Below are 16,333 nucleotides of genomic sequence, written 5' to 3'. Positions count from 1 at the left end.
GCCGGGTTTTTTGTTGGTAACGGATACAGATTTTAAACTGACCAGCGCTCCCACAAAAAGCGCTATGCCCGACGCACTGGCACAAAAACGCTCAAACCCAAATACCGAAACCAAATAAACAAAAGGCCGCCCAAAAGGGCGGCCTTTTTTGTTGGATCACGCGCGGCAGGGCGGAAGACCGACGCAGCGGGGCAGCAACAAGAGCCTATGAACGATCGTGCATTTCTATCGTCCCAAGGAGGATGACAGAAAAAGGCGTCAGGAACTTTCCCACCTTGCACGAGTTCGAAAGAGTGCGAAGACGCTAGCTATTTTGCGTCTAGAACCAATCTCGGCCCAAGCAAAAGATCTTTCATGAGGAATGGCGTGCCGTATCCATCTGAAGGAATACGGCACACCAGAATTCTTTACCTATCTGCATCAAAGCATCCAGGTCGCGATGCCAGGGAAGAACAGCAAGATTGCGAGAACAAAGAGCTGCAGCACGATAAACGGAAGCAGAGCTCCGTAAATGTTGCCGAGTGTAATGTCCGGTGGGGCGACACTTTTCAGGTAGAAGGCAGCCGGACCGAAGGGGGGCGTCAGGTAGGAGACCTGCATGTTGACTGCAAACAGGATGCCGAACCAGATCGGATCATATCCCAGCTGAACGACAATCGGCACGAAGATGGGCAAGGTCAAAAGGGCAATCCCGATCCAGTCCAGGAACATGCCCAGCACTAGCAGGATCAGCATCATGATCAGAATGACGGCCACGGGCGACGCGTCGAGACCAAGCATGACCGCGGAGACGAAGCGGTTGCCCCCCATGAGGTTGTAGACACCGACGAGCACGGCTGCGGCGATCCCGATCCAGATGATCATGCCGCAGGTTTCCAGCGTGTGGACCAGACTGTCCTGAAGCATACGGGCGTTAAGTTCCCTGCGAAGCAGTGCGATGATGAGCACTGACGAAACCCCGAGTGCAGCTGCTTCGGTGATAGAGGCGATGCCTCCATATATGGAACCCAGAACCGCTACCACGATGAAGACCGGGGCGATCAGGGACCGGATCGCACTTCCTATTGTCTCTTCGGCGCGTTCTTCCGCGGAAATTGGTGGCCCGAGGTCCGGGTTTCGGAAACAGCGTACAAGAACATAAGCGATATAGCAGCCGAGCAGCATCAGGGCAGGTGTGACTGCCGCAACGAAGAGGTCGGCAATGGAAACACTTGCCACCAGCCCATAAATGATCAGAACGATCGAGGGCGGCATCATGGTCCCAAGCGAACCACCTGCGCAAACGACCCCGATTGACAAGTCGCGGTCATATCCAAGTCGCAACATCTGGGGCAATGCCAGAATTCCCAGTAGAACGATCTCACCACCGATGACGCCGGACATGGCGGCCATCAGGGTGGCGACGATCAGCGTTTGAACGGCGACACCACCTGGCAACCGTCCGGCAAGCACCCTCATTCCGTTGAAGAGGTCCTTCGCGATTCCTGATCTGTCGAGGAGCGCCGCCATCAGGATGAACATCGGAATGGCGACGAGGGAATATTCCGTAATGAAGCCGAAGATGCGAGCCGTAACCAGCGGCAGCGCATTTTCTCCAAACCAACCGAACGTGAAAACCAGGGCTACGAGCCCCGTCACCCAGGCGAGAGGCTGGCCTGTAAGCAACAACACGAAGATGCTGCCAACGAGCAGAATTGTACCGTATTCAATACCCAGATCGTTGAGGCCCATGTCATTGGCCTCCGCGTTCGCTGTAGGCAGCGTCATCGCCGCGGATCGCCTTGATGAGGTGCATCAGGGTCTGAACGAACATCAGGCAAACGCAAATCAGAATAATGATTTTCAGCAGTGCCGGTGTCGGTGGGTTCCACGCAGTACCCGTGCCCTCCAGATGGATATCGCCGTTTGGTCGGTGGGTAGCCTTCCAGGCCATTGTCGCGCCCGCGTATCCCAGTCCTGCAAAGAAGATCATCGCGATCAATGAATTGACGATATCCAGCCATCGGCGCACACGAGGCGAAACCGAGTCATAAATCATGCGCACGCGAATATGCTTGTCGCGAGCGAGCGCTACGGGGCCGCCGATCAGGAAGATGGCTGCTATGAGGAAGGTCGTGCTCTCGTGAGCCCAATACGTCGGGCTATCAAAAACGTAGCGGGCGATAACCTCATATACGCTGATGGCAAACGCCAGAAAGATAGCCCAGGCAAAGAGCTTCGCGGACCCGGCAATGAACCGGTCCAGGCCGGTTCGCAGGTTCGCCTGGCCATTGTCCTCCAGGTCACTCACATCCGGATTGTCCGGCATGGATTCTTCTCCCGTCGCGCAGTTGGCAAGCTGTTGTGGAAATAGGGGATGGCCAATCAGTCTTAGCTGACGGCCACGCACCGGCATCTCGTTTCACCCGTTATGGACAGATAGAAACAAGGTCAGGCCGCACCCGAACCTTTCGGTCCGGGTGCGGCTGCGTCAACGGAACGTTGGTCAGATCAGAGCTGGTTCCGGCCCTTCAGATAAGCGACCACCGAATCGTAGTAGCGTTGGGTGAGGTCGTTCTTGCCGGCCCAGTTTTCCCATTCCTGCTGCGCGATCCTGCGGAACTTCGCTCGCTCGTCGCCGGACCAGTTGACAATTTCGATCTCCGGGTTTGCCTTGGCTTCCTCGACTGCGGCCGCATCGAGTTTGCGTACGGAATAAACGTGATCGAAAATGAACTGGTCAACGGAGGCGTTCAGGACAGCCTTCAGGTCGTCCGGAAGTTCATCCCAGATTGATTTGGTCATCGAAATGTCGATCAGCGGCAGGGAATGAAAGCCCGGATACAACGGATAGTGGGCAACGTCGTTCATGCCCTGCGACTGGTTGGTTGCAAAAACCGTATAATCGGCGGCCTGGACAACGCCCTTGTCGAGAGCGGTGAAGACCTCTGAACCGGGAAGTGCAACCGGAGAGGCACCTGCCTTGGAGAAGATCTCGTAGACCATGCCTTCCGGTGCGCGCATCTTGACGCCCTTCAGGTCTTCCACAGAGCGGATCGGAACACTGGAAACGAAAGCTTCCGGCTCAGTTGCTGCCGCTCCGATGAAATGGACACCATAGGGCTCGACCAGTTCGGCGTAAAGCTCGTGACCGCCACCGGATTGCATGAACCCGATCAATTCGAACGGATCGCTCCAGGCACCGACCAGGTTGCCCATCATCGCAAAAGCGGGATCCTTCCCGGCGAAATAGCTCGGATCGGTCAGATGTCCCTGAAGAATGCCAGTGCCAACGGCATCAAGCGTATCGGTATGCGGGACGACGGCACCAATCGGCAAAATCTCGATCTCGATCCGTCCGCCGGACATTTTCTCAACGTTTTCAGCCCACTTCTGCTTGTTGATGAAACCGGGTTCACCGGCCGTTTCCGAGGTCTGGAAGGTCCAGTTGTAGTCGGCGGCCGTTGCTGCGGTCGGTGCTGAAAAGACCGACAGGGCAAGCAAGCTTGTTAGAATTCCGGTCTTCAGTGACGACAAACGCGCAAAACTTCCTTCCACAGTCACAGTTTGTTTGATGCGTGCTGCAAGGTGTTGAAATTGCACACCGCCGCGCATCGCTTTCGTGTCTTCGTGATAATTATTCGATTGCATGTTTTCCTCCCACATACATCGCCACAAGTTGGCTAGCCAACGCCAGGCACGTCACGTTACGCGGCCAGAAACCAAATATGACAGGTCAATTCACGCAATCCATTTGCGGGAACCCGCAATTTGGGTGTCGTTGCCGGCATTGCATCTCAGGGATGTGAGGGGTGTTCTGAGTGCGGCGACCTTGCGTGACGGGGGGTATCGGGGGAGGCGTTCAGATCTTACCTTGATCGCATGGAGCGTGCGTGCAGTCGACACCGACGCCAGCTGATCGCATTATCCGCGCAGGAGAAGACCTTGCCCAAGTGCAAAACGCCCTGGAAACGAGTGCTTCCAGGGCGTTTTTCTTGTCATTTGGTCCAGCTTCAAGCGGCCGTGTTCTGAGCTTGCGGCTGCTCTGCTGGTTCCTCGTGTTGCGCAAGCGGGCGATTGCCCGAGAGCTTGCGGACCAGCACGTAGAACACCGGCGTCATGAAGATCCCGAAGAAGGTCACGCCGATCATGCCGGAGAAGACCGCGATGCCCATCGCGGCTCGCATTTCCGCACCGGCGCCGGTGGAAAGCACCAGCGGAACCACACCCATGATGAAGGCCATCGAGGTCATCAGGATCGGGCGCAGACGTAAGCGGCTGGCTTCGACTGCCGCTTCAACCGGCGTTCGGCCTTCAAATTCCAGTTCCCTTGCGAATTCCACGATCAGGATCGCGTTTTTCGCCGAAAGCCCGACCAGCACCACCAACCCGATCTGGGTGAAGATGTTGTTGTCGCCATGGGTCAGCCAGACGCCCGTCAGGGCGGCAAGGACACCCATCGGTACGATCATGACGATCGCCACCGGAAGCATCAGGCTTTCATACTGGGCGGCAAGCACCAGGTAGACCAGAAGCAGGGCCAGAGGGAAGACCAGGAACCCGGAGCTGCCGGCAAGGATCTGCTGGTAGGTCAGATCTGTCCACTCAAAGGCAATGCCTTTGGGCAGGGTTTCCTCCGCGATCCGCTCGACCGCTGCCTGGGCCTGGCCGGAGGAAAACCCGGGAGCCGGGCCACCATTGATGTCAGCCGCAAGGAAACCGTTGTAGCGGGTTGCCCGTTCCGGCCCGGTGGTGGCCTCCACCTTCAACAGGGCGGAGAGCGGGATCATCTGGCCGGCGGCAGAGCGGACCTTCAACTTGCCGATATCGTCGGCATGCGCCCGGTACTGGGCGTCCGCTTGCACCCGGACACTGTAAGTGCGACCGAAGGCATTGAAGTCGTTGACATACAGTGAACCCAGATAGATCTGCAGCGTCTCGAATACATCCGTTACCGATACGCCGAGCTGTTCCGCCTTGGTGCGATCAAGATCCGCATAAAGCTGGGGTACATTGATCTGGAAACTGGAGAACAGTCCAGCCAGTTCCGGCGTCTGATAGGCCTTGGCCAGGAAGGCCTTGTTGGCCGCGTCGAGTGCCTGGTAGCCGAGACCGGCCCGGTCCTCGATCTGCAGTTTGAACCCGCCAGTGGTGCCTAGGCCCTGAACAGGCGGCGGCGAGAACATGGCGATAAACGCATCCTGGATCGTGCCGAATTTCTGGTTCAGCTGCATCGCAATGGCGTCGCCGGACAATTCCGGAGACTTGCGTTCCTCGAAATCCGTCAGGGTGGCGAAGACGATGCCCGCATTGGAAGAGTTGGTGAAGCCGTTGATCGACAGGCCCGGGAAGGCGATGGCGTGTTCGACACCTTCCTGCTCCATGGCGATCTCGCTCATCCGGCGGATGACGTCTTCGGTCCGGTCCAGCGTGGCAGCGTCGGGGAGCTGGGCGAAGCCGATCAGATACTGTTTGTCCTGTGCCGGCACGAAGCCACCGGGGACCGTTGTGAAGAGGCTGTAGGTTGCCCCTGCAAGTGCCATGTAGACCACCATGACGATGGTCTTGCGGGACAACAGGCCGCCGACGCTCTTGCCATAGGCGTTGGAACCGGCGCCGAAGGCCCGGTTGAAGCCCTTGAAGAACCAGCCGAACAGGAAGTCCATCGAACGTGTCAGCCAGTCCTTGGGCGCATGGTGATCCTTCAGGAGAAGGGCGGCCAGGGCCGGGGACAGAGTTAGCGAGTTGATGGCCGAGATGACGGTCGAGATCGCGATCGTCAGTGCGAACTGGCGATAGAACTGACCCGAAAGGCCGGTGATGAAGGCCAGCGGGACAAACACCGCCACAAGCACCAGTGCAATGGCGATGATCGGTCCGGAGACTTCCTTCATGGCCTTGTAGGTTGCCTGGCGCGGGTTCAGCCCGTTTTCGATGTTTCGTTCGACGTTTTCAACGACCACGATCGCGTCATCGACTACGATGCCGATGGCGAGAACCAGCCCGAAGAGGCTGAGAGCGTTGATGGAAAAGCCGAAGACATACATGACGCCGAAGGTGCCGATGATCGACACGGGAACGGCGATCAGCGGAATGATCGAAGCACGCCATGTCTGCAGGAACAGGATCACGACGAGGACCACAAGCACCACGGCTTCCAGCAGCGTGTCGACCACCTTCTCGATGGAGGATCGCACAAACTTTGTGGTGTCGTAGACGATCTCGTATTTGACGCCGTCAGGCATGGCGACCTGAAGGTCGTTCATGGTCTCGACCACTGCATCGGAAATCGCAATAGCGTTGGAGCCAGGTGCCTGGAACACAGGAATGGCGACGGCCGGTTTGCCGTCGAGCAGGGAGCGCAGCGAATAATCGGCTGCACCAAGCTCGATCCGGGCAACGTCCCGCAGCCGGGTGACCTCACCGTTTTCACCAGTACGGACAATGATGTTGCCGAACTCTTCCGGCGTCTGAAGACGACCTTGGGCATTGACGCTGAGCTGAACGTCGACACCCTTCAGGTTTGGCGAAGCGCCGATAATGCCGGCTGCGGCCTGCACGTTCTGTTGGCGAATGGCGTTGGTGATGTCGCTGGCAGCCAGGTTATGGCCGGCTGCCTTTTGAGGGTCGACCCACACACGCATGGAGTAATCGCCGGAGCCGAACACCTGCACCTGGCCGACACCCTGCAGGCGGGCCAGCCGGTCCTTGATGTTGAGGACGGCATAGTTGCGCAGGTAGGTGATGTCGTAGCGATTGTCCGGCGAGGTCAGGTTCACGACCATCATCAGATCGGGTGAACTTTTCACCGTGGTTATGCCAAGACTTCTTACTTCCGCCGGAAGACGGGGTTCGGCTTGCGAAACGCGGTTCTGGACAAGCTGCTGGGCCTGGTCGGGATCAGTGCCGAGCTCGAACGTCACCGTGAGTGTCATGACGCCGTCAGAGGTCGCCTGGCTGGACATGTAGAGCATGCCCTCGACACCGTTGATCTGTTCTTCCAGCGGCGTTGCCACCGTCTCGGCAATGACCTTCGGGTTCGCCCCCGGATAGGCGGCGCGCACGACGATCGATGGCGGCACCACCTCGGGGTATTCGGAGATCGGCAGCGCCCGCAGACCGATCAGGCCGGCGATGAGGATGAGGACAGACAGCACACCGGCAAAGACCGGGCGGTCGACGAAGAATCTCGAGATATTCATATCCAGGCCCTTTCCGGTCGGAAATCGGGACAACACGTCCCCGGCCGGTGGCGGCGCCACCGGCAATCATGACTTGAATTGTTGAAGAGGGGAGGTGGAGCGCAAGGCGCTCCACCTGTTCACTCAGTTTGCAGCGGCAACGTCGTTTTCGAGCTGAGGATCGACAAGTGCACCAGAGCGGATCCGTTGCAGGCCGTTGACGACGATCCGTTCACCCGGTTCGAGGCCGCTGTCGACGATACGTGCACCTTCCGCGGTTCTGCCCAGGTCGATCGGCCTGTATGCCACTTTGTTGTCGTCACCGACGACATAGACATATTTCTTGTCCTGGTCGGTGCCGATGGCGCGTTCGCTGATCAGGACCTTCTGTTCAGGCCTTGGCTCACCCATGCGGATGCGCACGAACTGGCCCGGGATCAGCCTGCCGCCGGGATTGTCGAAGACCGCCCTGACCCCAATGGTGCCGCTGACGGCGTCAACCTGGTTATCGACCAGTTGCAGCTTGCCCTTCACCGGATGCCCGGCGGTTGACGAGGTTTCGATTTCGACGGGGATCATGTCCAGTGGCGGCACCGCAGCATCTGTCTGCGGCAACTCGGCCAGAACCCGCGAGACCAGGTCTTCACTTGCGTTGAAGCTTGCATAGATCGGATCGACAGAGACAAGGGTTGTCAATGCCGGCGATGCGGAGCCCGCGGCAACGAGATTGCCGACGGTGATCTCGATCTTGCCGACACGACCCGACACGGGTGCCAGCACCTTGGTGTAGCCAAGTTCCAGCTTGGCCGACCTGAGAGCTGCCTTGACGGTTCTGAGGTTGGCCTGTGCTTCGGCGTAGGTGTTGCGGCGCTGGTCGAGAACGCTTTGGGAGATGGTCCGGTTTTCGATCAGCTTGTTGCCACGGTCCAGTTCCAGCTTGGCGAGGTTGAGCTGCGTTTGCGCCAGTTCAACCTGACCTTCCCTTTGAGCGACGGCGGCCTCGTAGGGAGCCGGGTCAATGGTGAAGAGCAGGTCACCTGCTTCCACCAATGCGCCTTCACGGAAATCGACGGATTGAATGGAGCCGGCCACACGGGAGCGGATCTGCACCCGGTCAACGGCTTCGAGCCTGCCAGAGAAATCTTCCCACACGGTTATCTCTCGGGATTTGACCTCGGCAACGGTCACCGGCACTGCCGGGATGGCGACAGTACCTCCCGCGGCCGTTGCAGGGCTGCTTGCCGGTAGGTTCATGATGAGGACAGCGGCTGAAACAGAGACAGCAACTGCCAGACTGGCGCCCGTCAGGGCCCAGCGCTTGCTTCTTGATGTCATTGGTCTCTCCTTGGAAACCCTGCTGAAAACACAACCTTCAGAAGGGTTTGGATATCAAATCAGTGGACGCTGACGGACTGCACGAAACCGGAAAATTGCGTGCTTACGGTTTCTTGCCAGGATGGGGTCTCGTCCGTCTTTCCGCCGTAGAGTGATGGCCAGCCTGTCCCGGCGGGGAGAACGTGCTGGTGAACTTCAACGCCTGCATTTTTCAGGCAGGTCGCAAAGCCGAGTGTTTCGTCCTTGAGCGGATCGTCCTGAGAAGACAGAACAAGCGCGGGGGCAACGCCGGTCAGGCGTGAGCACATGCATGGGGCCGCATAGGGGTGGCACATGCCGGTGCTGAGATAGTGGCTCCAGCCGTCGGCCCAGATGTCCTTCATGCCGAACTCGCCGGCCTTCTGAAACGATGCAGAGCCCATGAAAGGATCAAGCAGGGGTGACAGAAGGATCTGCCCGTCAAGTTCATCGGCGAAATGATCCCGCGCCTTCAGCGCGACCGCTGCGGCGATGTTGCCGCCAGCCTCGACGCCGCCGACAAGAAGCAGCGATTTCCGGTTCCCAAGGCCAGCGCGCTTTTTCGCCAGATAGGAGAAGATCGAAAAACCCGTTTCCAGCGGCTTCGGAAAAACGCTGCCAAGAGGTACATTGTAATCCGGCATCACGACAATGGCGCCGGTTTCGGCAATGAGATGCGCAAACTCGCTTTCCTGCGGGACGGTGCCTTGAAAAGCGCCGCCGTGAAAATAGATCAGGACTGGTGGCGACTTGCTGTATTCGGCGCCCTGGTAGACACGTGCCGCCACGGGGCCGATGGCCACCTTGTCGAGTGTCATATCCTTGATCTGCACCGTCATTTTCAGCGCCGTTTCGTGTCTGTTGGTTGAGGGAAAACTGGGTACACCAGCTCTCTTGCATGTCCGATAGGTATTGTTGTTCCAACTCTGGAATAAGGGGTGTATTATTGGTTTCACTATTCGAATTTTCGAATAATAAGCCTATTTTTTGATCAGGACGCTCAGAAATGGATCAACTCTCCGCCATGCGCGCCTTTGTGAGGGTGGTTGAAACAGGAAATTTCACCCGAGCCTCCGATTCCCTTCAGATGCCGAAGGCGACGGTTACCAACCTGATCCAGAATCTCGAGAAACATCTGCAGACCAAATTGCTCAACCGGACAACGCGGCGCGTGATCGTGACGACGGACGGCGCGCTTTATTATGAGCGGGCCGTTCAGATCGTTTCGGAGGTCGACGAACTTGATGCCAGCCTGTCCCAGGCCCAGAGCAATCCGGGTGGGCGGCTGCGCGTGGAAATGTCAGGGGCCTTTGCCGACTGGTTCGTGATACCGGAGCTTGGCGGTTTTTACGAAAAATACCCGGATATCCGTATCGACCTCGGGATCGGTGACAGGACAGTCGACTACCTGGCAGAGAATGTCGATTGTGCTTTGCGCGGTGGTGCGCCGGCTGATCAGTCGCTGATTGCACGGCGGGTGGCGGAGGTCGGCCTGACCACTTGCGCGGCAGCGTCCTACCTGGAACGGGCAGGTACACCGGAAACCCCGGCAGACGTGCAGGCGAACCACTATTGCGTCAATTATTTCGTTGCCGCCACCGGACGCACACACCCGTTCACCTTCCGCAAGGACGGTGAGGAAATTCTGGTCGACGGACGCTATCATTGCTCGGTCAACGATGCCCGCAGCTATGTGGCGGCGGCTGTTGCCGGTCACGGCATCGCGCAGTTGCCTGACTTCATGGTGCGGGAAGAGCTGAAGCGCGGGGACCTCGTGCCGCTGTTGACGGAATGGTCTGCCGACACCATTCCGCTTTATATCGTCTACCCGCCCAACCGGCACCTTTCGAACAAGGTTCGCGTTTTTGTCGATTGGCTGGTGCGCCTGCTTGCCGATGTGCCGGCGCCCGCCCAGTCTTCGGTATGAAATGCTGGCAAGGGGGCAGCGCAAGAAGGCTATCCACCGCGAGGCTGACCCCAATCAGATGCCGAACCTGTCCCGCAGTCGGTAGACCAGCACTGATGGTGCCAGGAACCACGGATTGCCCTGGTATAGCGGCCGGGTCGGGAAGGGGATCTTCTCGAACGCGGAGAGTGATTTTTCACGGCCGGTAGCTTTCTGGCCCATACGCATGCCGAGATAACTCGCCATACCTACCCCGGACCCGCAATAGCCGCCCGCGTGAAACAGACCGTTGTCTTCGCCAGCATGGGCGAGCGTGTCGAAGGTGTAGCCGACAAACCCCATCCAGGCATGGCTGATCCGCACGGAGCCAAGTTCCGGAAAGAGGGCTGTCATATCGCGGTGGAGCTTGAGCGCGCTGTTGCGCGGGTCCGTTTCGCTCAAGGAGACCCGGCCGCCAAACAGCACGCGCTTCCGGTCGGGGGACAGCCGGTAGTAATAGACCAGTTTTCTGGTGTCGGAGAGGACCCGGTCCGTTGGAAACAGCCGGTCGATCGTTTCACTCGGGATTTCTTCCGTCGCGATCACGTAGGAGCCGATCGGGATCAGCCGCCGCTGAAGCCAGGGCGACAGGGGGCCGGAGTAACCATTGGTCGCCAGAATGACCTTGCCCGCCTTGAGGGAGCCGTCGCTTGTCAGGACCTTGAAGCCTGACGTCTCGCGTTCAAGCGACACCACCCGGCACTTGCCGCGCACCATCGCACCTTCCGCCAGCACCTTGTTCAAAAGTGAAGGATGGTACTTGCTGACATCGATGCTGCAATGATGCGGATTGACGATACCGCCATGATAGGCGTCGGTCCCAAGCTCCCGTGCCATGTCGCTTTTCGGCACCATGAAGGCATCGGTCTTCCATACGGGGTGTCCGGCGGCACAGTCTCTGGCAAGGCTTTCGTAAAGATGGGGCTTGTGGGCGCCGTGGAAGCGGCCGGTTTCCCGTAGGCCCATCTCCAATCCATCTTCCCTTGAAAGTGCGTGCATGTAGTCGAGGGACGCCTGGCCTTCCAGGCAAAGCTGGGTGGCGAGCTCCCTGCCGTAACGGCCCGCCAGGTTGGAGAAGGACGGCTTGAGGCTGGTCGAAAGCTGGCCGCCATTGCGCATGCTGCAGCCCCAACCCGGATCTTCCGCGTCGAGAACCAGTGTGCCGAGGCCTTCACGGGCGGTCTGCAGTGCGGCGTTCAGGCCGGTGTAGCCACCGCCAACCACCAGCACATCGACCTCTGCCGGCAAACCGGTATCCGGCAGTGCGAGTTTGGGGGCGATATCCTGCCAGTATGGTGTCGTCTTGTAGTTGTCCGCAAAAAGAGCCTGAGTCATTACGTGCCTTAAGCCGCTCGTGTGTCTTCCAGGATAAGGTCCGCGCCTTTTTCGCCGACCATGATCGCAGGTGCGTTGGTGTTGCCGGACGTGACCGTCGGGAAAATCGAGGCATCGACAACCCGAAGCCCTTCGACCCCGTAAACCCGCAGACGCGTGTCGACGACGTTTTCGCTCGCGTCCGGTCCCATGCGGCAGGTGCTGACAGGGTGGAAGACTGTGGAACAGCGGCTGCGGACATCCGCCAGCATGTCCTCGTCGGTCTGGACACCCGGGCCGGGTGTGATCTCCTCGTCGATAACCGATTGCATGGCAGGGCTTTCGGCGATCTTGCGCATCAGCTTGCTGCCTTCGATCATCTCCGTGAGATCGCGGTTGGTGCTGAGCGAGTTCGGGTGGATCTCCGGCATGTCGAACGGATCGGTGGAGCGCAGGCAGATATAGCCGCGGCTGGTTGGCCGTGTCGGCTGAAAGCCGAGGAGGAAGCCGGGGAACGGGTCCGGGTTCATCAGCGGACGTTTCCCCTTCGGCGCCTTGGTGTAGCTGACGGGCGAGAAATAAAGCTGGATGTTCGGCCGTTCACAATCCGGATTGCTTCTGACAAAGCCACCAGCCTGATTGACGCTTAGCGACAGCGGACCACTGCGGGTCAGGACATAGCGGATGCCCTGGGCGAGCTTGCCCCACCAGGGATAAAGCTGCTGGTTCAGCGTCGGCACTTTGGACCGGTAGAGATAGTCGAGGCCAAGATGGTCCTGCAGGTTCTTGCCGACAGCAGGGCTGTGCAAGGTGGAGGAAATGCCCTTGGCCTGCAGCTCCGCGCCATCACCAATTCCGGACAGCATGAGGATTTGCGGCGAGTTGACAGCGCCTGCACTGAGGATCACTTCCCGGCGGGCCTTCACGGTCTGCTCGGTGCCGCCTCGGCTGTAGACGACGCCGGTCGCCCGTCCGTTTTCAACGATCAGCCGGGTCGTGTGTGCGTTGGTCAGGATCGAGACATTCTGACGTTTTTTCGCGCGTGAAAGATAGGCGCGGGCCGTCGACATGCGGAACCCGTTTTTCGCGGTTATCTGGTAGAGGCCGACACCTTCCTGGCTTTTGCCATTGAAATCCGCGTTACGGCTGAAGCCGGCTTCCTCGCTGGCTGCCAGGAAATTTTGACACAGCGGGTGGACGTCCTTGTCCATGGAGGAGACATAAAGGGGGCCATCCCCGCCGCGATAGTCGTCGGCACCGTTGCAATTGGTTTCCGAGCGCTTGAAATAGGGCAGAACGTCCTGCCAGCCCCAGCCGGTGTTGCCGAGGGCCTTCCAGTCCTCGAAATCCGCATGCTGACCGCGGATATAGACCATGGCATTGATCGAGCTGGACCCGCCCAGCACCTTGCCGCGCGGCCAGTAGCCGGAGCGGTCGTTGAGCCCCGGGTCCGCCTCGGTGTGGTACATCCAGTTGATGTTCCGGTTATAGAAAGCCTTGCCGTAGCCGATCGGCATCCAGATCCAGAAATTGAGATCCGAGCCGCCCGCCTCCAGAAGGCAGACGGTGTATTTGCCGTCTTCCGACAGCCGGTCGGCAAGCACCGAGCCTGCCGAGCCCGCGCCGACGATGACAAAGTCGAACTCCGCCATGAATGCTCCTATTGAGAGGTCTTGTCGCGCTGGATGGCAATCGATAGCAGCGCAAGCAGTCCGGACCCGACCATGAGCACGAAAGAGACGGCATTGAGGACCGGCGTCGAGCCGACCTTTGCCATCCGGTCATACATGGTGATCGTCAGAGGTGCTTCCGAGCCGACAAGAAATAGCGTGGTGTTGAAGTTCTCAAACGAAACCAGGAAGGCAACGATGCCGGCCGCGATCATCGCCGGACGCAGGAAGGGCAGCGTGACGGTGCGCAACACGCGGACCCGGCTTGCCCCCAGGTTGAAGGCGGCTTCTTCCATCGTGGCGTCGAATTTCTTCAGCCGGGCCGTGATCACCAGCGAGGTGATGGTGGTGATGAAGGAAAACTGCCCGAACACGACAAGCAGGAGGCCTGGCCTCAGGAACTCAAGCTCCAGATCGAACCTGTTTTCCATGTAGTTCGCGGTGTCGCTGGCCAGGACCAGGATGGAGATGCCGAGGATGACACCCGGGATCACCAGCGGCACCACCATCAGAATGTAGAAGAAGTTCTTGCCCGGAAACTCGCCACGCACGAACAGAAACGCATTGGTCGTGCCGACGAAGACGGAGAGTGCCGCCACGAAGATTGCGATGACGAAGGAATAATAAAGCCCCTGCAGCAAACGCCGGTCATGGAACATGCCGAGTTTTGGTTCGGTGTCGCTGAAGAACCAGTCCAGCGTGAAACCTTGCCAGGGCAGTGCCGGGAACAGGCTGTCGTTGAAGGCGAAGGCTCCGGCTGAAATCAGAGGCGCTGCCAGGAAGATGAAGAAGGCAACGACATAGAGTCGGTAGCCCATCAGGAACGGAGAGGAGTTCTTTTGCGCAAGCATCGTCTGTCCTCCTCAGCTCTTGGCCACGGTGTTGGCGAGGGTCTGACCGGAGAGTTTCAGGCCGAGCCAGATCACGACGGAGGTAAAAATCAGGAGCAGCATGCCGAAGGCCGCGCCTCCTTCCCAGTTGAAGCGGGTGATGAACTGGTTGTAGATCTGTTCGGTAAACCAGCTCGAATTCTTGCCGCCGAGCAGGATCGGCGTCAGGTAGGAACCTGCCGTCAGCATGAAGGTGACGATACAGCCGGCCACGATGCCCGGCATCGCGTAGGGAATGATGATCCTGCGCAGCACTGTGAAGCCGCTGCCGCCCAGATTGTACCCGGCCTCGATCATTGAATTGTCCATGCCGTCCAGCGTCGAAACCAGTGGGACGATCATGAACAGGATCACGGTGTAGACGAGGCCGATGATGACCGCGATGTCGTTGTAGAGAAATTCGACAGGCTGGCCGACCAGTCCGGTCCAGAGCAGGAAATTCGAAATCACACCGGTTTCGCGCAACAGCAGGATCCAGCCGAAGGAACGGATCAGGTCGCTGACCCAGAGCGGGATCAGGCAGAGCAGGAACAGACCACCGCGCGCCCTGGGGCCGGCGATCTTGGCGATGTAGTAGGCAATGGGAAAGCCGATCAGCAGCGCCAGGGCTGTGACCAGCAGGGACATGGATCCGGTTCGCAGAAGCGTGTTCCAGTAGATCGGTTCGTTGATGAAATCCAGATAGTTGGCGAAGCTGTACTCATAGACGCGCGGTGCCACTTTCTCGCGGAAGGACAGTAGCACCATGCCGATGTGCGGCAGAATGATCAGCAGCAGAATCCAGAGCGCGAATGGCGAAAACAGCAGGATCAGCGACAGCCGTTTGATGTCCTTGTTCTGCATCATGCGCTCTCCGCGCGGGCAAAACACATGGCTTGCCGGGACGACCAGATCAGGCGCACGTCTTCTCCGGGTTTCAGGTCGTTGTTGCCGGTTACCGTCACATCGGACTCGATAAGCTCGCCGCTGCCGGTCCGTACGAGAACACGGCTGTTGGCACCGTTGAAGAGCAGGCTGTCGATGACACCGCTCATCTGGTTGTCGCCTTCTGTCACGGCCTGGTCCGCTTCGGATGAGCGTACCGTGCGGATGAATTCCGGCCGCACGAAAATCTCCACCTTGTCGCCATCACGAATGGTCTGATCCGCGCCGGCACTGAAACTCATCGAAAGCCCCTGATCCGTTTCCACCTTGCCACCCGTGCCATCCGCGGATTTCACCGTGCCGGACCAGCGGTTGCTGTCGCCGACAAAGCCGGCGACGAAGGCGGTCTTGGGGTGATGATAGAGATCCTGCGGCGTGCCGATCTGTTCGAAAATGCCCTGGTTCATGATGGCGACGTTATCGGACATCACCAGAGCTTCCGACTGATCGTGGGTGATGTAGATAAAGGTCGTGTTGAACTGGTGCTGCAAAAGTTTCAACTCGATCTTCATCGCTTCGCGCAGCTTCAGATCGAGCGCGCCGAGCGGTTCATCGAGCAAGAGTACATCCGGATCGAGCACCATGCAGCGAGCAATGGCGATGCGCTGTTTCTGGCCGCCGGACAACTGGTGGATTTCCCGCTCGCCAACGTCGGGCAGGGCAATCCGCTCCAGCACGTCCTGGACCTTGCGCTTTATTTCCGCATTGCCCACGCCTGCGCACCTGAGGCCATAGGCAATGTTCTCGTAGACGTTCATCATCGGGAACAGCGCCAGATGCTGGAACACCATCTTGACGTTGCGCCGGTTGGGCGGCACGCCGAGTACCGACTTGCCCTTGATCTTGATATCGCCGGAGGTCGGGTCCTCGAAACCCGCGATCATGCGCATCAGGGTTGTCTTGCCACAGCCCGACGGACCGAGAATGGAGAAGAACGAACCGCTCGGGATCTCGAAGGAGACGCCTTTGACGGCGCGAAATCCTCCAAAACTCTTGGCAAGGTCGAGGCATTCAAGATCGTAGGCGGGTGAGGTGTGTTTCATCAATGCGGACCAACTGGAAGGGATCGGGGTTTGG

12 protein-coding genes are annotated in these 16,333 nt (G+C 58.8%); 1 reads left to right on the top strand and 11 read right to left on the bottom strand.

What is annotated here, in order from left to right; all coding sequences use genetic code 11:
* Positions 1-420: 420 nt before the first annotated feature.
* From HCG46_RS27990 to HCG46_RS27965, 6 genes are all read right to left on the bottom strand, one after another.
* A complete protein-coding gene (locus tag HCG46_RS27990) occupies positions 421-1,767 on the bottom strand; it encodes a TRAP transporter large permease subunit (RefSeq protein WP_205838738.1) in 1,347 nt (448 codons plus the stop codon).
* Positions 1,733-2,308 (bottom strand): TRAP transporter small permease, encoded by a 576-nt coding sequence (locus HCG46_RS27985; RefSeq protein ID WP_031268996.1) that lies wholly within the window; start codon positions 2,306-2,308, stop codon positions 1,733-1,735. Before HCG46_RS27985 ends, HCG46_RS27990 begins: the two co-directional genes overlap by 35 nt.
* A gap of 182 nt (positions 2,309-2,490) precedes the next feature.
* Complete coding sequence (locus HCG46_RS27980; protein ID WP_209009655.1) at positions 2,491-3,630, bottom strand: TRAP transporter substrate-binding protein; 1,140 nt, start codon at positions 3,628-3,630, stop codon at positions 2,491-2,493.
* A gap of 362 nt (positions 3,631-3,992) precedes the next feature.
* The gene (locus HCG46_RS27975) at positions 3,993-7,181 is read right to left on the bottom strand and encodes a multidrug efflux RND transporter permease subunit (protein ID WP_168688123.1); all 3,189 of its coding nucleotides are present in this window, start codon (positions 7,179-7,181) and stop codon (positions 3,993-3,995) included.
* A 123-nt stretch (positions 7,182-7,304) separates the two neighbouring features.
* Entirely contained in the window at positions 7,305-8,495 is a 1,191-nt protein-coding gene (locus HCG46_RS27970; protein ID WP_023000087.1) for an efflux RND transporter periplasmic adaptor subunit, read from the bottom strand.
* 59 nt (positions 8,496-8,554) lie between these two features.
* Complete coding sequence (locus HCG46_RS27965) at positions 8,555-9,352, bottom strand: alpha/beta hydrolase (RefSeq protein ID WP_023000088.1); 798 nt, start codon at positions 9,350-9,352, stop codon at positions 8,555-8,557.
* 167 nt (positions 9,353-9,519) lie between these two features.
* Here HCG46_RS27965 and HCG46_RS27960 point away from each other — a divergent pair, with 167 nt between their 5' ends.
* On the top strand, positions 9,520-10,440 hold the full coding sequence (locus HCG46_RS27960; RefSeq protein WP_168688122.1) for a LysR family transcriptional regulator: 921 nt from the start codon (positions 9,520-9,522) through the stop codon (positions 10,438-10,440).
* Between the two features lie 54 nt (positions 10,441-10,494).
* Here the strand turns inward: HCG46_RS27960 and HCG46_RS27955 are convergent, their stop codons facing one another.
* Genes HCG46_RS27955 through HCG46_RS27935 form a run of 5 tightly spaced genes read right to left on the bottom strand, consistent with a single transcriptional unit; the run spans position 10,495 to position 16,299 of the window.
* A complete protein-coding gene (locus HCG46_RS27955; protein ID WP_168688121.1) occupies positions 10,495-11,793 on the bottom strand; it encodes an FAD-binding oxidoreductase in 1,299 nt (432 codons plus the stop codon).
* Positions 11,794-11,801: 8 nt separating this feature from the next.
* Complete coding sequence (locus HCG46_RS27950; protein ID WP_168688120.1) at positions 11,802-13,424, bottom strand: choline dehydrogenase; 1,623 nt, start codon at positions 13,422-13,424, stop codon at positions 11,802-11,804.
* Positions 13,425-13,432: 8 nt separating this feature from the next.
* Positions 13,433-14,293, bottom strand: a complete 861-nt coding sequence (locus HCG46_RS27945; RefSeq protein ID WP_055661526.1) for an ABC transporter permease — start codon at positions 14,291-14,293, stop codon at positions 13,433-13,435.
* 12 nt (positions 14,294-14,305) lie between these two features.
* Positions 14,306-15,178 (bottom strand): ABC transporter permease, encoded by an 873-nt coding sequence (locus HCG46_RS27940; protein ID WP_023000093.1) that lies wholly within the window; start codon positions 15,176-15,178, stop codon positions 14,306-14,308.
* Positions 15,175-16,299 (bottom strand): ABC transporter ATP-binding protein, encoded by a 1,125-nt coding sequence (locus HCG46_RS27935; protein ID WP_168688119.1) that lies wholly within the window; start codon positions 16,297-16,299, stop codon positions 15,175-15,177. The genes HCG46_RS27940 and HCG46_RS27935 overlap by 4 nt, the downstream gene beginning before the upstream one ends.
* Between the last annotated feature and the right edge of the window lie 34 nt (positions 16,300-16,333).

It is taken from the genome of Labrenzia sp. PO1 (assembly GCF_012273635.1).
In the GTDB taxonomy this organism is placed as follows: domain Bacteria; phylum Pseudomonadota; class Alphaproteobacteria; order Rhizobiales; family Stappiaceae; genus Roseibium; species Roseibium algicola.
This window is presented reverse-complemented; position numbering and strand designations above follow the sequence as displayed.